The 18,089-nt window shown below is 51.7% G+C and carries 20 protein-coding genes; 8 read left to right on the top strand and 12 right to left on the bottom strand.

Features of this window, described 5'->3' with window-relative positions; translation table 11 throughout:
• Window positions 1-1,165 precede the first annotated feature (1,165 nt).
• The gene (locus DK872_RS02140) at window positions 1,166-1,921 is read left to right on the top strand and encodes an SDR family NAD(P)-dependent oxidoreductase (protein ID WP_007374311.1); all 756 of its coding nucleotides are present in this window, start codon (window positions 1,166-1,168) and stop codon (window positions 1,919-1,921) included.
• Between the two features lie 761 nt (window positions 1,922-2,682).
• Here the strand turns inward: DK872_RS02140 and DK872_RS02135 are convergent.
• On the bottom strand, window positions 2,683-3,267 hold the full coding sequence (locus DK872_RS02135; RefSeq protein ID WP_072441438.1) for a hypothetical protein: 585 nt from the start codon (window positions 3,265-3,267) through the stop codon (window positions 2,683-2,685).
• 415 nt (window positions 3,268-3,682) lie between these two features.
• Here DK872_RS02135 and DK872_RS02130 point away from each other — a divergent pair, with 415 nt between their 5' ends.
• Entirely contained in the window at window positions 3,683-5,065 is a 1,383-nt protein-coding gene (locus DK872_RS02130) for a diguanylate cyclase (protein WP_007374314.1), read from the top strand.
• Between the two features lies 1 nt (window position 5,066).
• On the opposite strand, the gene DK872_RS02125 is transcribed toward DK872_RS02130, so the two are convergent.
• Entirely contained in the window at window positions 5,067-5,960 is an 894-nt protein-coding gene (locus DK872_RS02125) for an AraC family transcriptional regulator (protein ID WP_007374315.1), read from the bottom strand.
• A 162-nt stretch (window positions 5,961-6,122) separates the two neighbouring features.
• Here DK872_RS02125 and DK872_RS02120 point away from each other — a divergent pair, with 162 nt between their 5' ends.
• The 3 genes from DK872_RS02120 to DK872_RS02110 all read left to right on the top strand — a co-directional run bounded on the left by DK872_RS02120 (window position 6,123) and on the right by DK872_RS02110 (window position 8,501).
• The gene (locus DK872_RS02120) at window positions 6,123-6,839 is read left to right on the top strand and encodes an SDR family oxidoreductase (protein WP_007374316.1); all 717 of its coding nucleotides are present in this window, start codon (window positions 6,123-6,125) and stop codon (window positions 6,837-6,839) included.
• Window positions 6,840-6,849: 10 nt separating this feature from the next.
• Window positions 6,850-7,686 carry an SDR family oxidoreductase gene (locus DK872_RS02115; protein ID WP_072441444.1) on the top strand — a complete coding sequence of 279 codons (837 nt, stop codon included), beginning with the start codon at window positions 6,850-6,852 and terminating at the stop codon, window positions 7,684-7,686.
• 92 nt (window positions 7,687-7,778) lie between these two features.
• Complete coding sequence (locus DK872_RS02110; RefSeq protein WP_161517987.1) at window positions 7,779-8,501, top strand: YnfC family lipoprotein; 723 nt, start codon at window positions 7,779-7,781, stop codon at window positions 8,499-8,501.
• Window positions 8,502-8,537: 36 nt separating this feature from the next.
• On the opposite strand, the gene DK872_RS02105 is transcribed toward DK872_RS02110, so the two are convergent.
• Entirely contained in the window at window positions 8,538-9,320 is a 783-nt protein-coding gene (locus tag DK872_RS02105; protein ID WP_007374319.1) for an SDR family oxidoreductase, read from the bottom strand.
• Window positions 9,321-9,446: 126 nt separating this feature from the next.
• On the bottom strand, window positions 9,447-9,896 hold the full coding sequence (locus tag DK872_RS02100) for a helix-turn-helix domain-containing protein (RefSeq protein WP_007374320.1): 450 nt from the start codon (window positions 9,894-9,896) through the stop codon (window positions 9,447-9,449).
• Between the two features lie 153 nt (window positions 9,897-10,049).
• Between DK872_RS02100 and agp the strand changes: the two genes are divergently transcribed.
• The gene (agp, locus tag DK872_RS02095; RefSeq protein ID WP_072000366.1) at window positions 10,050-11,288 is read left to right on the top strand and encodes a bifunctional glucose-1-phosphatase/inositol phosphatase; all 1,239 of its coding nucleotides are present in this window, start codon (window positions 10,050-10,052) and stop codon (window positions 11,286-11,288) included.
• A 34-nt stretch (window positions 11,289-11,322) separates the two neighbouring features.
• Here the strand turns inward: agp and DK872_RS02090 are convergent, their stop codons facing one another.
• Both DK872_RS02090 and wrbA read right to left on the bottom strand, forming a co-directional pair.
• A complete protein-coding gene (locus DK872_RS02090) occupies window positions 11,323-11,550 on the bottom strand; it encodes a YccJ family protein (RefSeq protein WP_007374322.1) in 228 nt (75 codons plus the stop codon).
• Window positions 11,551-11,570: 20 nt separating this feature from the next.
• Window positions 11,571-12,167, bottom strand: a complete 597-nt coding sequence (gene wrbA, locus DK872_RS02085) for an NAD(P)H:quinone oxidoreductase (protein ID WP_007374323.1) — start codon at window positions 12,165-12,167, stop codon at window positions 11,571-11,573.
• Between the two features lie 394 nt (window positions 12,168-12,561).
• Here wrbA and DK872_RS02080 point away from each other — a divergent pair, with 394 nt between their 5' ends.
• Window positions 12,562-12,735 carry a general stress protein gene (locus DK872_RS02080; protein WP_071532050.1) on the top strand — a complete coding sequence of 58 codons (174 nt, stop codon included), beginning with the start codon at window positions 12,562-12,564 and terminating at the stop codon, window positions 12,733-12,735.
• Window positions 12,736-12,864: 129 nt separating this feature from the next.
• Window positions 12,865-13,788, top strand: coding sequence for a DMT family transporter (locus DK872_RS02075; protein ID WP_007374325.1), 924 nt, complete (start codon window positions 12,865-12,867; stop codon window positions 13,786-13,788).
• Here DK872_RS02075 and rutF read toward each other — a convergent pair.
• The 6 genes from rutF to rutA are packed head-to-tail and all read right to left on the bottom strand — an operon-like array spanning window position 13,769 to window position 17,865.
• A complete protein-coding gene (gene rutF, locus DK872_RS02070) occupies window positions 13,769-14,266 on the bottom strand; it encodes an NADH-dependent FMN reductase RutF (protein ID WP_161517986.1) in 498 nt (165 codons plus the stop codon). The genes DK872_RS02075 and rutF overlap by 20 nt on opposite strands.
• A 10-nt stretch (window positions 14,267-14,276) precedes the next feature.
• Window positions 14,277-14,867, bottom strand: a complete 591-nt coding sequence (locus DK872_RS02065; RefSeq protein ID WP_007374327.1) for a malonic semialdehyde reductase — start codon at window positions 14,865-14,867, stop codon at window positions 14,277-14,279.
• Entirely contained in the window at window positions 14,864-15,676 is an 813-nt protein-coding gene (gene rutD / locus DK872_RS02060) for a pyrimidine utilization protein D (protein WP_035886223.1), read from the bottom strand. The genes DK872_RS02065 and rutD overlap by 4 nt, the downstream gene beginning before the upstream one ends.
• 7 nt (window positions 15,677-15,683) lie before the next feature.
• Window positions 15,684-16,070: a pyrimidine utilization protein C gene (rutC, locus tag DK872_RS02055; RefSeq protein WP_007374329.1), complete on the bottom strand. Its 387-nt coding sequence runs from the start codon at window positions 16,068-16,070 to the stop codon at window positions 15,684-15,686.
• Window positions 16,071-16,081: 11 nt separating this feature from the next.
• Entirely contained in the window at window positions 16,082-16,774 is a 693-nt protein-coding gene (rutB, locus tag DK872_RS02050) for a pyrimidine utilization protein B (protein WP_007374330.1), read from the bottom strand.
• Entirely contained in the window at window positions 16,774-17,865 is a 1,092-nt protein-coding gene (gene rutA, locus DK872_RS02045) for a pyrimidine utilization protein A (RefSeq protein WP_007374331.1), read from the bottom strand. The genes rutB and rutA overlap by 1 nt, the downstream gene beginning before the upstream one ends.
• Window positions 17,866-18,089: the final 224 nt, after the last annotated feature.

The raw sequence follows: 18,089 nt of genomic DNA, 5'->3' as shown, positions 1-18,089 counted from the left end.
CATTTTTTGTTGTTTTTCAATGAAAAATTGATTTTATTAACATGTTTTTATCACAGCTAAACCTTATATAAAATTGTTGTTTGTGTTTTATGATGGTAGAGAAGATAAGACCAGTGAGTAATTTGTCTGCGGCTGGTGTAAATATGTCATATGCAGCTATATATTTTATAAATAGTAGGGTGGCTATAGTGATTTTTTTGGAGTTAAACAATGGTGTTGGGAGTTAGAGGTAATGAGAATGTTTCATGGTTTTTATATTTCATTGCGTAATAAATTATATGGAGAGGGTGAAAATTATCATGTCCGGATTCAATTATTGAAAGTGATAACTTTCTTTAACGTATGGGAAGGGTGAATAACAGGCAAAGAGTATGCGGGGTGTTTAGAGTGAATAAGATCTTAAGCTGGCACAGATGCTGTCAGGAACGATATCTTACTGATTAACTAATATGTTTATTTGAAGTGGTATGTGCCAACATAATTACATTGAAGGAATGTTTAAGACTAGTTCACTTGTCTTTATTTTGTCGGGGAGAATAATAAATATATTCGGACATGTTTTCGGTTTATCACGCGTCCGGTTCTTTATGAACGAAATAAAAGATAAAACTATTTATTGCTGATATAGCTCCACGCTCAAAGCTGCACTTTGAAGTATGTATAATGGTCAATGCAGTAGTGCTAAAAAAGAATCGCTTCTTTTATAGAGATTGGACGCACTGTCCACGCCTGGTGTAGTAACTTCATCTTTGCCAGACGTCATTTGATTGATAAAAAATAAAAGCCGGCTTATTGCCGGTTAGGAGTAAATGACTGGTGTAATACATGTGCTGATAGTGATTTTATGCACATATATTTTTGATAATTCAGTATTAAACTTCACTGGATAAATAATGGAACTAAAAAATAAACGTGGACAAGCAATATGGCCACCGAAGGGTATGCATTAATTACGGCTCAAACCGTAAATAATAGCGGTAACAAAACATCGTTCGGCGGTAGTAAAGGTCTTGTGCTGGAGCTGACAAAGTCATCAGCACAGGTATTCTGGTGGGGTTGTAAGTAATATCAACTCATATCGCCAGTGGAATCTGGCGATGTGAGTATCTGAAGTCTGTTTCTTAAACATTAATCTTTCGTAGTCACTCTAAGGATGGAGCAAGTTATGTACAAATATAGCGATCTGAAAAATAAAACAGTATTAGTTTCCGGGGCAAATGGCGATATCGGCCGCGCAATCTGCCAGCAATATCTGGAGCAGCATGCCGTAGTCTATGCACTGCATGAATCCTGTGCCGATCAATTGCACGAACTGAAAACAGAACATCCCGAGGGGCAGAACTTGCATATTGTTCACTGCAACCTGGCGGATCCTGAGGCGGTGGCGGCACTTGGTTCCCGTTTGACCAGTGAGACCGGGAAAGTGGATGTGCTGGTGAACAATGCTGACGTGGTTAACGATAATCTTTTTGCATCCATGCGCTTCGATGACTTCAGCTCCGTAATCGACGGCAATATGCTTAATACCTTCAGATTGACGAAAGAAATACTGAGGCTGCTCAGAAGTGCTGAAAATGCATCGGTCATTAATGTAGCGTCAATTGCCGCAATTGTTCCCGCGATAGGACAAAGTAACTACAGTGCTTCCAATGGCGCGCTGCTGGCCTTCACGCGTACGCTAGCGGCAGAACTTGCGCCGCAGGGAATTCGGGTAAATGCTGTTGCGCCAGGTATGATTGAGTCAATGAATACGAAAGAGATCTCTGGTGCCCTGGTCCGCGAGATGGCGGATGCAATTCCCTTACAGCGCATTGGACGCAGCTCAGAAGTCGCCAATACTATCGTTTACTTAAGCTCATCGGCTGCCAGCTATATTGTTGGTCAAACGATTATCATCGACGGCGGTATGGTGATGCGTTAATTAACCTCGCGACGGAGGCGAATAAGTTTCAAAAAAAACGATAATAACGCTCGTCATGAGTGGATTTATATTCAGTATCTTTCGTTCCTGTTACAGGAATGTGAGGAGTATTGCCGGAAACCGTTTTTTAAATCTGTGTACATATAAATACGCATCTGCACTATTTTGCTTCAAATGTAAATAACAAGGATAAAATGCCCCCGGCATTCTGTTTTTAGCCGCGCCTGATAATGTCATCCTGACAGGGAAAATCAGATAGGCGAAAAAACTATGTTCGGTGAGCATTTTATCCTCAGTTATTGAGATCATATTGTGGTCATCAAAAAAGCTCATTCATACCTCTGTTCGAAAACTCTTCTCAATATAGTTCGTAAATACCCGTCTGGCCCTGTTTTCGTACTTCCTTCAGCATGGCAACCTTAATTTAGCGATGAATTCTGCCGCGTCCTGTAATATTTCCGGAGCATGGTGTCCTGTTATCGGAATAAAAACGTTACCTGACATACTGATATTAACTAACAGGCATTTTCCTGAACGCAGGTAATCACAACCCATTACCTTTAGTAAGAGCGCCTCATGATAGTTGTATGGTTTATGATGGAAAGGCAGTTGTAGCCGTATAGGCTGCGCCTGGCGGGCATATTACGGTAGCGATGGCTTCAGATTTGATGCGTGGTCAGAAGGTGGTACAGAGAGGTGCGTACAGATAAATATCCGTCTGTAGTTAAGAGGAACTACAGACGGAGTGATTTTTCAGGTGATTACATCATTGCCATGCTGGTGGCTGAGGGAGCGAAGAAGGCGCTGGATTCTGCAAGCAGACTCTCTCTTATCAGCAGTAAATCGCTAATTTTTTTGCCCCCCAGTTTTTTACAGGCTTTATTCCGATAGGCATAGACCTTTTTGGGCGGCATATTAAGTGTGTCGGCGATAAGATCAATATTCTTACCTTTGAGCGATTCATTGATAATCATATATTCAATATCGCTCAGGTGATTGTCTTTTGGTGTCGGATTTTTTTGTTTTTTGATAATCCGCTGTAGTGCCTGGCTAAATTCAGTAAGAGAAACTCTTGATTTCAAGACTTCATCAGCTTCATCAATGACAATATTACGTGCGCTGCGCATAATCACTAAGAGCTTGCAGGTTTTGTTGAGTGTCGATATAGCCCACGCACAAGAGTTACTTTTTATATCAAGGTGAAGGATGACAATGTCATCGAAAGATAAATTATTAATCAATGAAGCATTCAGTTTATGTTCGATTATCTCGATGTTTAGCGTGCTGGCAAAAGACATGATGCCATGCTGAAGATAAGCATCTTCACTGACGGAGTATATTTTCATATTTTTGAATACCGTAAAAATTGTCGGGGAAATTAAATTTATATCCTGCAATTCTAATTATTATTTTTTATTTCGGATAATTAAATAATCTTAAATCAACCTTAACTCGTTTCTGCGGTAAATAAGAATCTGCACAATGATGCACATCGGCAGACAGACTATACTTCCATTGACGTGTTACTGGCGTCGATACTGACAGGTGATAAATGGTTTTTTTGGTTTCTTAACTGTCTGCAGTTGGTTTTTTATGCCTTAATTAATTGCATTTGTAGTTTTTAAGTCTTAATCAAGAAGATGAAAGGGGTCATAAACGCGTCCAAAGTTTTCTTGCGATTATTATGTGCTGATAACGACGACAACTGCGTGCTGACGGTAACGGGCAAGAACAACATCTACTACCGTAAGGATTTGAATGATGGAGACTTACCTTAAGAATATGAAGGCTGAGTGGGTCAATTTGCTCGAGAGAACAGATGAACACATTCGTCTTATCGCCGCTGACGTTGGGAAGAATCATGCACGACTGCTGAGCCAGGAATTCTATACTGTGGTACTAACCGATTCGCAAGCGGCTGAATTTTTGTCTAATGAGCAAGTAGAAAGACAGCTTAAAGCTGCGCTTGCCCGCTGGATCGCAGAAGTGCTTGCATGCCAGATAGATGACGTAGAACGGTTGATCGAAGTACAACAAACGATTGCTGCGGTTCATGCGCGCATTGGCATTTCCGTGGAGCTGGTAGAGATGGGATTTCGGGTGCTTAAAAAGCTCCTTTACCCGGTAATTAATTCCGCAGATTATGCACCGGCAGAAAAACTGCAAGTCTACCATTTCACAATAAACAGTATCGATCTGGCGATGGAAGTTATGTCCCGCGCCTTTTCATTCACTGAACATAATGCGTCAAAAGAGGATGAAAACTACCGTATCTTCTCTTTGCTGGAGAATGCTGAAGAGGAGAAAGAGCGACAAATCGCCTCGTTATTGGCATGGGAAATCGATCTTGTCTATCGAATTGTCCTTGATGCCGATTTAGGTAACAGTCTGTCCCTGAGCCAGGCTGATTTTGGTTTATGGTTTAACCATAAAGGGCGCCATTATTTCAGTGGTATCGCCGAGGCTGGCCATATTTCCCGGTTAATTCAGGATATTGACGAAGTCTTCCGTAATACCCGCGAGACGACCAAAGCCTTAAGTAATCGCAGCTTGCGTACCAAATTCCTTATTCAGCTTAGAAAAAATGTATCGCAAATCAGCACGTTGCTGCGTGAACTTTTTGAAGAAGTCTCCCGTCATGAAGTGGGTATGGATGTACTGACACGCCTGCTCAATCGTCGTTTCTTACCGACTATTTTTAAACGTGAAATCGCCCAGGCAAAACGAGCCTCCACTTCCTTGTCGGTGCTGGTTATTGATGTTGATAAATTTAAGCAAATTAACGATACCTGGGGACACCACACCGGGGACGAAATTTTGCGCAAAGTGTCAGCGGCCTTTTATGACAACGTGCGCAGCAATGATTATGTATTCCGCTATGGCGGGGACGAATTCGTGATCGTCTTAACCGAGGCTTCCGAATTTGATACGACACGAATTGCTGAACGCATCCGTTCACGCGTCGAAAAAACCGTGATCAAATCGCCCGACGGCCAGACGATTCCGCTTTCGCTCTCCATCGGTGCGGCAATGTTTAGCGGTCATCCGGACTATGAACGGTTAATTCAGGCGGCGGATGAAGCGCTCTATATTGCCAAGAAACGTGGGCGCAACCGCGTTGAGTTGTGGAAACCCGCCCCGTGACTTATATCGGTGGAAACAGTGAAAATGCCGCTTTCATCTCTTTTGCCTCTTCGCCGGGGCTACGACCAAACAGACGGCGGAATTCACGATTAAACTGTGAGGGGCTTTCATAACCGACGCGGAATGCTGCGCCTGCGGCAGTGAGATTATCCCGGATCATCATCAGCCGTGCCTGGTTAAGCCGAACCGATTTAATGTATTGCAGCGGTGAAGTCCCGGTCACGGCTTTAAAGTGTTTATGGAAGGCTGGCACACTTAAACCGATGTCGTTTGCAAGCCGGCTGACATGCAGCGGTTGCGGAAACTCTGTGTGGATGCGCTGCAGGACGCGGGAGATGGCGGCGAATTGTCCCTGGCTGGCCAGCGCGGCCCGGATCGCACCGCCTCGCGCGCCCATCAAAACCCGGTAATACAATTCGCGAACGATCTGTGGGCCAAGGATTTTGGCCTCCTGCGGCGATGCCAGCGCGCGCAGCAGCCGAAGCGTGGTATCCGTTAAGTCGGGTTCCAGCGGCGTGGAAATTATCCCTTCCGGCGCGGCGGTTGCAGATACGGCTGAATGCTCCAGCTCACTCATTAACTCCAGCAAAACCGTCATCTCCAGCCGTACGGCAATAGCCAGCAGCGGCTCTTCTGCGCTGGCCTCCGTTTCGGTAGAGAAGGGCAGCGGCACCGAAAGCACCAGATAATGCTGCTTGTCATAATGGTAGACCCGGTCGGCGAGATAACCGCGTTTATATCCCTGACAGACAATCACGATGCATGGCTCATAGACTACCGGCGTACGTCCCAACGGGCGATCGGAGCGCATGAAGCGTACCGTATCGAGCCGCGAGCAGGTGTAACCTTCGTTGGGCGCCAGGCTGCTCAGCAGCGACACCATTTCAGCGCTCATTGCTTCTCTCCTCATCACAATTAAGCAACCATTCTGCCGTTTTGCGTTCTTTATGTGAACAAGATGAAGAGGAACAGGCAATCATCAGATAAGAATGGACCTGTTTTGCCTCCTGCTCGCCGCCTACTCTGTTGCTGGTGACACAACACAGGAGATCACCTTATGACGAAGCGCAAAATTGTCCTGCTGACTGGTGCCAGTAGCGGTATTGGCGAAGCCACCGTGCGGCAGTTGGTGCAGGAAGGGCATCATTTGATTATCGGTGCACGGCGGCTGGCAAAGTTACAGCGTCTGCAGGAGGAACTGGGCAATATCGATGCATTGCAAGTGGATGTGACACAGGCTGGCGACCTGCAACGGATGGCGGATTTTGCACTGTCGAACTACGGACGCATCGATGTGCTGATCAATAACGCCGGTGTTATGCCGCTCTCGCCGCTGGCGGCGCGGAAACTGGATGAGTGGCGACAAACCCTTGATGTCAATGTGCACGGCGTCCTCAATGGTATTGCTGCGGTGCTGCCGGTTATGGAACAGCAGGGCAGCGGGCAGATCATTAATGTGGCGTCAATTGGCGCGCATACCGTTTTCCCCTCGTCAGCGGTCTACTGCGCCAGTAAATTCGCCGTTCGCGCCATCTCCGACGGATTGCGTCAGGAGACGGAAACGATCCGCGTTACCGTCATCAGCCCCGGTGTGGTGGAATCGGAACTGGCCGATCACATCACGGATGACGGCGCAAAAACGGCGATGCAGGAATTTCGTCGCATTGCGCTGCCCGCCGACGCAATAGCCAAAGCCATTGCATGGGCTATTGCACAGCCTGATGGCGTCGATGTCAGCGAAATGATTGTTCGCCCAACACAAAGCCCATATTAAGGAGGCGCAGATGGATAAAAAAGTCTGGTTTATCACTGGCGCAGCGCGAGGTGTGGGGTTATCGCTGGCGCGCCAGTTGCTGGCGCAGGGAGATTCCGTCGCCGCCACATCGCGTACGCTACAAAGCCTGCAACATGTTCCAGATGCGCAGAGCGAACGCTTTTTGCCGCTGGAGGTCGATCTGCGATCGGAAGCCAGTGTACAGTCGGCAATCGGGAAAACGGTCGCCCGGTTCGGCCGCATTGATGTGGTGGTCAACAATGCGGGTTACGGCCAGTACGGTGCGCTGGAAACACTGAGTGATGCCGAGCTGCGCGATAACTTTGACATTAATGTTTTCGCGCCGCTGCATGTCATTCGCCATGCCTTACCCCATTTGCGTGAGCAGCGACGCGGGCATATTTTCAACATTGCTTCGATCGTCGGTTTTCAGGGCGGCTATGCGGGGTGGGGCAGCTACGTTGCCAGCAAATTTGCCCTGGCTGGCTTAACGGAGGCGCTGGCCGCCGAAGTGGCCGAATTAGGGATCACGGCGACGGTGGTCTACCCTGGCCCGGTTCGCACCGGTTTTCTCTCTGATGCGAGCCTGAAGGCGGCTTCACACACGCCGCCAGCCTATCGCGCTGCGCAGGCTTCGCTGGATTTGCACCGCCATGAGCTTGATGGCAAACAGGCCGGCGATCCGGAAAAGCTGGCGCTGTTGATGATCCAGGCCGCAAGTGTCAGCGCGCCGCCGCTGCATCTTTTCTCCGGCAAGATTGCCCATCAACTGGCGCAGGAGAAAATCAGCGCGGTCAGTCAGGATCTTGCCCGCTGGAAAGGCGCTGGCGAAGCAACGGATTATTAGAAAACGCAGCAAGCGCAGCGCGGGTTGCCGCTGTGCTTGCTAAGCTACTGATATTTGATAACCTCGACGCTTTACGTCACAGGATGGCGAAAGTGAAAACCTCTCCTTATTTGCTGGCTGTCGCGCTCGGTCTGGCTGCGACGGCAGCCAGCACACAGCAAGCCTACAACCCGGTTCTTTTAAACCTCTCAACGCTGATGGATTTCAACCCCGTGGTTGGTCACGTTAAGTCGCTGAATACTTCTGCGGTCAATGATAAAGGCGAAGCCGTGTATCAACTCAGCATGACGCTCTCCGCTGATGGCTGTGTTCAAACGCTGAACAGCACCGACAACGTAAATCGTATGCAGACTGTGTTAGTGAAAGAGAGAAACGCGCTGAAAGGCACCCAGAACGGGAACCCCCTGTCATTCACCCTCGACAGCAAATGTAATCTGTTGAGCCGCGATGACAGCGCGGGCCATCTGGATTTCGTCACCAATGCGCAAGGCCAACTGAAGTCTGTCATGCTGGGAGAGCAGAAGATTGTGGATCATTTTTATGATGCGGACGGGAATTTAATCAAAGCGGAATTTTATGCCTCGGGTATGGTTGCCAGTTCAAACAGCGTGACCTATCCGGATAGCGTTAATAAGCCGGTCGATTACACGCTGGTGAATCAATCGGCTTACCAGCCCGGTTTTCGCGCAACAAATGCCTGCCAGTATGATAAGCGGCATGTTCCCACGCTGTGCCATGTAACGGTTATGCCCGAGAAAGGGCAACCGGCACCGATGCCGAACATGACCGTCACCACGCAGGCCAGTTTCTACTAAACCTTAATGGGAGCCGTTAGCGGCTCCCGGATAACATTACAGCGTATAACGGGAAGCCGGTTTGCCATTGCGTGAGGCGCTATACAGAGCCAGCCGGGCTTCATCAAAATTGTGCCACAGTTGCAGATCTTCCACTGGCGGCACGGTCACTAACTCCCCTTGATCAAACCCGGCCAGGGCGGCATCGACCAGGTTTTCGGTGGTCATCACGGAACCTTCCGGTAGCATATCCAGCGTGACGCCGGAATGGCCCCAAATTTCCGTGGCTGTTGCCGCAGGCAATACGGCCTGAATACGCACATGGCTGTCAGCAAACTCTTCCTGCAAACCACGGGTAAAATTGAGTACCCAGGCTTTGGTGGCACTGTACAAGGCGCTGTCTGCACGAGCGTGAAAAGCAAGGACTGAAGCGATATTGATAATGGCACCACGATCATTTTCGACAAAGCGCGGCAGTGCCGCCAGCGTCAGGCGCATCAGCGCGGTGGTATTCAGCGTATGAATGGCTTCATGCTCTTCAGCGCTTGAAGAGAGAAACGACGCCATGTTCGCGGCACCTGCATTGTTGACCAGAAAATCGATTGCTGCGTTCTCGCGCAGCACGGTTTCCACGCGTGCAATATCCGCTGACTGGCTAAGGTCGGCAACCAGTGTCTCTACCTGTATGCCATAACGCTGATGAAGATCGGCCGCCAGCGCCGACAAACGATCGGCACGGCGCGCAACTAACAGCAGGTTGTAACCACGGGCAGCAAGACGGTCGGCATAGACTGCGCCGATCCCTGAAGAGGCGCCGGTAATAAGAGCAGTGGTTGTCATTCTCAATTCCTCGAAGGTAAATGGTTTTATCATGCAACCGCTACAGCATCGGCTAAATGGTTTTATTATGCAACCAAATAAGAGGACAAAAAATGCGATTTTATTCTCAGGGAAAGAAAATGTGGGTTATTCGCTGTTGGCGACGCGCAATACCACTTCTTCCGGTTGCAGCTCGCGACCATCTTCCGCCTGCAACATCAGTTTGCGCAATGGGCGGCGTGAAGCCTCATCGACCAGCACGCTGGCGGGTTCCCCGCGGGTAAACAACCACTCATTACCCCATTGCGACAGGGCGACCAGCACGGTTTGCAGGGCGCGACCTTTTTCGGTCAGCACATACTCTTGCCAGGCGCTGCCATCAGATGCCGGTTGGGTCTGTAATATTCCTTCTTCTACCAGCAGCTTAAGCCGTGCGGTGAGCATATTTTTGGCGATTCCGAGGCTTTTTTGAAACTCACCAAAACGCGAAACGCCGGCCAGTGCATCGCGCACAATTAGCAGTGACCACCAGTCGCCAATAATGTTCAGCGAACGGGCAACAGGGCAAAAGGTCTCTTCAATACGGGTACGTTTCATGGGGATCCTCCGGTTAATGGTTTTATTATAAAACCAGAAGGGCGGTGAAAACATCGCTTTTTGCGCCAGTGCACACTCCGGACAACCGTACACGGCGAAGTGTCATAAATGTGTCACAATTTTGCTTTCAGGCCGTGAAATGAGGGAAAAAGAGTGAAAAAGTTGATCAGGGTAAGCGCTATTGCCATTGCCATGTCCGCACCCGTCGCGCTGGCGCAGGAGATACCTCAAGGGTATCAATTACAACAGGTTTTGATCATGAGCCGCCACAACCTGCGTGCGCCGTTAGCCAATAACGGCAGCGTACTGGAACAATCGACGCCGAACCGCTGGCCGCAGTGGGACGTACCAGGCGGTGAGTTGACCACCAAAGGCGGCGTACTGGAAGTGTACATGGGCCATTTTATGCGTGAATGGCTGGTCAAAGAGCAGTTGTTGAAAGCGGGAGAGTGTCCATCCGCGAACAGTGTCTACGTCTGGGCTAACAGCCTGCAACGCACGGTTGCCACCGCGCAATTCTTCACCAACGGCGCATTTCCTGGCTGTGATGTTCCGGTTCATCATCAGGAAAAAATGGGCACCATGGATCCCACTTTTAATCCGGTGATCACCGAAGATTCGGCTGAATTCAGCCAGCAGGCGGTCAACGCAATGGAGGCGCAGCGCCAGAAGTTTGCGCTGAATGAGAGTTACCAGTTGCTGGAAAAAATCACGCACTATCGCGCATCTCCGGCCTGTAAAGAGAAACAGCAGTGCTCACTCACCGATGCAAAAGATACCTTTAGCGCAAAATATCAGCAGGAGCCGGGCGTGTCCGGGCCGTTGAAAGTCGGCAATTCGCTGGTGGATGCCTTTACACTGCAATATTACGAAGGTTTCCCGCTCGATCAGGTTGCGTGGGGAGAGATTAAAAGCGACGCGCAATGGCGCCTATTGTCGAAGCTGAAAAACAGTTATCAGGACACGCTGTTCACCTCGCCGGAAGTGGCGCGCAATGTAGCGAAACCCCTGGTGAAATACCTCGACAAAACGCTGGTGGAAGAGGCGAGCAGCGCGCCGAAAATCACCGTTCTGGTCGGGCATGACTCCAACATTGCCTCCCTGCTGACCGCGCTCAATTTCGAGCCTTACCAGTTGCATAACCAGTACGAGCGTACGCCCATCGGCGGGAAAATTGTGTTCCAGCGCTGGCACGACACGGCGGGTAAACGCGATGTCATGAAAATTGAATACGTTTATCAGAGTACGGAACAACTGCGAAACACCGAGCCGCTATCGCTGGCTTCCCCGGCTCAGCGCGTCACCCTGGCGCTAAAAGGCTGCCCGGTAGACAGCAATGGTTTCTGCCCGGTAGATAAATTTAATGCGCTGATGCGTGATGCAGCGAAATAAAAAAAAGCCCCCGCGAAGGCGGGGGCGCGAGTGGTTACACATTTTTCCGTTCTATCGTCTGTTCACCCCAGAAGAGTTCATCTTTGTCGGTTTTATCAAAGGCGCGAAGTAACACATCATCGCTGCCTTCTTCCCAGATTTTCTCTGCCAGTACCTCGTCGTAATCGGCGACTTCAAAGATAGCCTCGGCGATCTCCGGCGAGGTATTGCGTAAACTGGCCCATTCACCGACGCGATGGGCTTTCGCTTCTTGAGTTGGCATCTGTCTCCTCCTGATGAAGGTTAGCCGTTCAATTTTACTGCCAGGCCAGCAACATATTCGCCCTGGTAACGGGCAATTGACAGTTCTTCGTTGCTGGGCTGACGTGAACCATCACCACCGGCAATAGTGGTTGCGCCATAAGGCGTACCGCCGCGCACCTGCGAGACATCAAACAGCTCTTGCGCGGCATAGCCAATCGGCACGATGACCATTCCATGATGTGCAAGCGTAGTCCATGTTGAGGAAATTGTGTGCTCCTGGCCGCCGCCCGTACCGGTGGAACTAAAGACGCTTGCCAGTTTGCCGTACAGTGCGCCGGATGCCCATAATCCGCCAGTCTGGTCGAGGAATGTACGCATTTGCCCGGACATATTGCCGAAGCGGGTTGGCGTACCGAAAATAATCGCGTCGTAGTCGGCCAGCTCCTGAGGTGTGGCGACGGGGGCATTTTGCGTTTTACCGCCAGATTTTAAGAACAGCTCGGCAGGCATTGTTTCAGGAACACGTTTGATGACCACTTCTGCGCCATTCACTTTCTGCGCGCCTTCCGCGACTGCATGCGCCATCGTTTCAATGTGTCCATACATGGAATAATAAAGCACCAACACTTTAGCCATTTGCATCACTCCTGATTAGCTGATTTCGGCAGCACATCGCTGCGTTCTTCTTAAGCGTATGACGTGATCGCCAGAGTGCAAGTAAGAGCGCCATTTCTTTGATAAATAACAAGTTAAGAACAATCAGTCTGCTTGTTACAATCTGACACATATTTGCGGCAGAGTTATTTTGAAGCGTTAAGAGAGGCTTATCGGTTTCGCTTAAGGAATATCGGGTTTCAGGCAGAGAAGCTGTTGCAGAATATTACCATTCACTGGATGAATGATTGTGTTCCACTAAGCTTAGTTCCACACGACGCTGTTAAAGGCCCGGCCTTCACGTCGTGCGGTGAAAGAATCCTCTTTTACTGAATGCAGTATGATGTCTAACATTTCACTTATCTGGAGGTCAGACATGGCAAACCATCGTGGTGGAGCAGGTAACTTCGCTGAAGACCGTGAAAGAGCATCAGCAGCAGGCCGCAAAGGTGGGCAGCAAAGTGGGGGTAATTTCAAAAACGATCCTCAGCGCGCATCTGAAGCCGGTAAAAAAGGGGGCAAAAATAGTCACGGTAGCCGTGAAAGCTAACGTTTGATACTGACAACCTGCAGGCTTGTCGTTCACGCCCGCCGCCGGGGAAACCCGGCGGTTTTTTTTGCGCTTGCGCAACCCGTCGCGCCAACGCACACTACGGGTTTCTCCTCTGGTCGGTGTGTTATGTCCCTCTCCCGTTACGCCTTTTCCGTCAAACCCCAGGAAGCGTTACTGATCGTCATCACCCTGTTCTGGGGCGGTACATTTCTTGCGGTGCAGTATGCCGTGACCATGAGCGGCCCGTTTTTCTTTGTTGGCCTGCGTTTTGCCACCGCCGGTCTGGCCGTGGCGCTACTCTCGCTGAGAGTCTTAAACGGCATCAGCTGGCTGGAAATAAAAGCTGGCGGGGTGATTGGTATCGCCATCGCCCTCGGCTACAGCCTGCAAACCTGGGGTTTACAATTTATACCCAGCAGTAAATCGGCATTTATCACCGCTATGTATGTTCCGCTGGTGCCGCTGTTGCAGTGGTTGTGTCTGGGGCGGATGCCGGGGTTGATGCCATGCATTGGGATCGCGTTAGCATTTAGCGGGTTATTGCTGCTGGCCGGGCCGGAAGGCAATATGCTGGCGCTGGGGAAAGGGGAGATCATTACGCTTGCCAGCGCGGTGGCGATTGCCGCTGAGATCATCCTGATCAGCGCATGGGCCGGGAAAGTCGATGTCCGGCGGGTGACGGTGGTGCAGCTACTGACGGCTTCGCTGGTCTCCTTTGCCGCCATGATTCCTTCTGGCGAATCGGTACCGACGTTGTCGCCGGGGCTGCTGCTGGTTGCGCTGGGGTTGGGGATCTTCAGCGCCATTATTCAGGTGGTCATGAACTGGGCGCAGCGCAGTGTATCGCCCACACGCGCGACGGTGATTTACACGGGTGAACCGGTGTGGGCGGGCGTATTTGGTCGTCTGGCCGGTGAGCGTTTGCCACTGCTGGCGCTGTTTGGCGGGGCATTGATTGTGCTGGGTGTGTTGGTCAGCGAACTGAAGCTGAAAAAGAAAAAAGCGCCGTTGCCAGCGCCTGAAAACAGCGTTAAACAGTCGGAAGGTTAGCTGGCAGGGCGTGATAGCGCCGGTCAAACCACACCAGCCCTTCTGGCGTTGGATGGCGGGCAATATCGACAATCTGGCAAAACAGAATATCGTGCGTACCAACGCTCACAACCTGGCTGATATGGCAGTCAAACGAGGCCAGCGCATCGGTCAGCCGCGGGCAACCTGTTTCGCCTTGCTGCCAGCCTGCCGCGGCAAAGCGTTCCTCCATCGGCGTTTTGCCGCCAAACAGATTCGATAAACCTTCCTGTCCCGCCGCCAGCGTATTCACACACAGCGCCTGATTATTGCTGAATACCGGCCAGACGGACGCCGAACGGTTAAGACATACCAGCAGTGTCGGCGGTGAATCGGTCACACTGCACACGGCGCTGGCAGTGAAACCGGCACGGCCCGCCGGGCCATCGGTAGTGATAATGTTGACCGCCGCGCCGACACAGGCCATCGCGTCGCGAAACGTGGTGCTGTCGATACTCATAACCTAAACCTCATGCAAACTGACAGACATCAGCAAAGGGCAAACGCGGCAGGCGATCGTAGAGTTTGCCGGGATCGCCGTAACCAATGTTGACCAGTAAATTGCTGCGCCAGGTGCTGTCGGCAAAAAATGCGCTATCGACAACGGCGCGATCGAAACCGGACATCGGGCCGGTATCCAGCCCCAGCGCCCGACAGGCGAAAATCAGGTAGGCCGCCTGCATGGAGCTGTTGCGAAATGCCGTCTCCTCCGCCAGTTGCGGGCTGGAAGTGAACCAGCTGCGCGCATCGCCATGGGGAAACAGCACCGGCAATTGTTCATAAAATTCACTGTCCCAGGCAACGATGGCCGTCACCGGCGCACTGAGCGTTTTTGCCAGATTGCCGCTGGAGAGCGCCGGACGCAGCTTCTCTTTACCTTCCGGCGTGCGGATAAACACCAACCGCGCCGGGCTACAGTTGGCCGACGTCGGCCCCATTTTCAGCAGATCGTAAACCTGTTGCAGCGTCTCATCGCTAACCGACCGTTCCAGCCAGCCATTGTGGGTGCGCGCCTGGTTGAACAGGGTATCCAGCGCCGCAGCGTTGACGGCTTCGCTCATAAATTCTCCTTCTGAGCCAGAGTCAGAACGGGCAGCATGCTGTGCAGCCCGTCGAGTAAAAGGGTATTAAAGTCTTCACTTTCGGTGACATTGCAGGCATGCGCGCCGCGTTCCATCACCTGTAACCGGCTACCAGGGATTGCGGCTTGCAGGTCGGCAGAGCAGGTCCAGGGCACCAGCAGATCGTCTCGCGCGCAAATAATGTTTGTCGGGCAGCGAATCTCCTGGGCGCGGCGGCTGAAGTCGGCATTTTTCAGTGCCGCCAGGCGACGCAATAGATTGCCGGTGCCCTGAAAATGCGCCATCGCCAGCGCTTCCTCCGCTTCCATCCGGGGCGCATGAGCGGCCATCCAGTCTGCCGGGTAGAGGAACAGCGGCTGCGCCTGTACCCAGGCTTCCGCGCCGCCCGCAGCCAGTAACCGCTCACGCACGCGGAAACAGCGCAGCGTATGGTCGTTCAACTGTAGCCAGCCGTTCACCAGCACCAGACCGTTTACCGCCTGTGGGTAATCCAGCGCCAGTTGCAGGCCAATCAGGGCGCCCAGCGCGTGGCCGATAAGGCAAAAACGGGTAATTCCTTCCGCCTGCAGCGCCTGGTATAGCTCCGCTGCCATATCCTGCATGCTATAACCATCCGGCAGCGTGGCCGGGTTATTGCCGGTTCCGCGCTGGTCATAGCGCACCACCTGGTAATGCGCTTCCAGCGCCGCGAGTTGCGCCAGCCAGTAGCTGCCAGCACCGCCCAACCCGGCGCTCAGCACCACCACTGGCGCACCTGCGTACGGCGCATCGCTCAGGGTTAGTTTCATGGCATCCTCACTGACCGATGTGCGCAACGGTGGCAATCTCCACCAGCGCATCGGGTTTCACCAGACCACATTGAATGCAGAAACGTGCTGGTTTATCACCGGGGAAAAACTCGGCGTACACTTCATTAATCGCGGCGTAATTTTTCCAGTCGGTGATAAAGATGCTGTTGAATGTCACATCCTCCATCGTGCCACCTGCGGTCTCGATCACGCGTTTGATCGTTTCCAGCACGTGGCGCGTTTGCGCCTTTGGGTCGCCAACAAACACCACGTTGTTGTCGGCATCAAACGGTAGCGTGCCGGAAACATAGACCACGCCGTCAGCCAGCGTGCCCGGAACAAACGGGGCGATAGGGGTGGTGGTACCCGGTGGAATAATGACCTGTTTTGGCATGATGAGTCTCCTTACGCAATGTTGACCAGTTTTTGAGGTGCCAGGGCGGAACAGAAAGTCTGCACATCGCTCACCCAGCCGAAGAAGGTTTCGATATTGAACAGTGCGGCTTGCTGGGCAAATTCAGGGCCAGCCTGATGGGTGGCGTCTTCCAGTACGATGCCGAAGTATTCGAGAAAAAAGCCGTCACGCAGCGTGGATTCAACGCAGACGTTGGTGGCAATACCGGTAAACACCAGATGGCGGATGCCGTGGCTGCGCAGGAGGCTGTCCAGCGGCGTATTAAAGAAGCCGCTGTAACGCGGTTTCGGCAGTACGATATCGCCAGCTTGCGGTTTCAGTTCCTCCACCAGTTCATAATCCCAGCCACCTTTCGCCAGCAGTTTGCCCTGCAATTCCGGGCGTTTGCGCATGGTCTTCAGCGCGTTGGATTTGTGGTAGTTCGGCGAACCGGGGCCACCGGCTTCCACGTACTGATCATCCCAGCCGTTCTGAAACCAGATAATCAGCATCCCGGCTTTGCGGGCGGCGGCAACGGCAATATTGATATTCTCAATCACCGGCCTGGTGGCCGAGACATCAAACCCGGCCAAGTCCAGATAGCCGCCGGGGCTGGCATAGGCATTTTGCATATCCACTACGATCAGGGCGCTGCGCTCAGGAGAAAAATCGACCGATTCCGGGCGTGCGTTGAGGGTAATCATCAGGCAACCTCGCGTGTTGGGGCTGGAATATGGCTACGGCACTGCATCAACGGCTGAATGCGCTCGCCGAACATTTCGACGCCCTGTAAAAAATCATCAAAGGTAAGCAATACGCCGTCGGTGCCGGGGACGCTGGCAACCTCATCGAGTAAGCGCGCTACCGTGGCATACGACCCCACCAGCGTACCCATATTGATATTTACCGCCGATGTCGGATCGGCCATCTGACGCACATTCGTGTCCGCGCCGGAACGGGTATCTTTCTGGCTCTGTTCGGTCAGCCATGCCAGCGCTTCATCGTCAGCGCCTGCTTTGTAGTGCTCCCATTTGGCCCGTGCCGCCTCGTCGGTTTCATCGGCAATAATCATAAACAGCACATAGGAGCCGACATCGCGCCCGGTGGCGCTGGCCGCTTCCTGCATACGTTTGGCAGTTGGCGCGAACGCGGTTGGGGTGTTAACACCTTTGCCGAAGCAGAAGTTGTAATCAGCGTATTGCGCGGAAAATGCCATTCCCGCATCGCTTTGCCCGGCACAGATCACCTTCATCGGGCCGGTGGGTTGCGGGCTGACGCGGCAATCATTCATGGTGAAAAATTCGCCTTTGAAATCGCTTTTGCCGGTTCCCCACAGATCGCGCAATACCTGCACGTACTCCGTCAGATAGTCATAGCGACGGGAGAAGTAGTCGTCGCCCGGCCACAGGCCCATCTGCTCATACTCCGGCTTTTGCCAGCCGGTCACCAGATTTACGCCAAAGCGCCCACCGGAGATGGAATCAATGGTCGATGCCATCCGCGCGACAATGGCGGGCGGCAGCGTCAGGGTAGCGGCAGTCGCATAGATCTGAATACGCGAAGTGACCGCCGCAAGCCCGGCCATCAGCGTGAAAGATTCAAGGTTGTGATCCCAGAATTCAGTTTTGCCGCCAAAACCGCGCAGCTTGATCATCGAGAGCGCGAAATCGAAGTGGTAATGCTCCGCTTTCTGCACAATCGCTTTGTTCAGTTCAAAGGTCGGCTTGTACTGTGGCGCATGGGTTGAAATCAGCCAGCCGTTGTTGCCAATCGGAACGAAAACACCAATTTTCATTACCTACCTCGCTTTGTCAGGTGAATGTCTGGCGTGGCGTTGCATCCTGCATTTTCCTTTCAGCCGCGCAATCAAGGGTTTGCAAAGCGGATGCCAACAATGAAAAGATCATTGTTATTAAGGTGTTAACTGAAGGTTGATGAAATGAACCATAAAAAAGTGGACTAAATGGTCAAAAACGGTGCACAAAAAACAGGCATTCATGTGCAATCAGAGTGCACAGG

Source organism: Kosakonia sp. MH5, assembly GCF_009935945.1.
Classification (GTDB): domain Bacteria; phylum Pseudomonadota; class Gammaproteobacteria; order Enterobacterales; family Enterobacteriaceae; genus Kosakonia; species Kosakonia radicincitans.
Note: the sequence above shows the minus strand (reverse complement) of the source record. Positions and strands in the feature narration are given on the sequence as shown.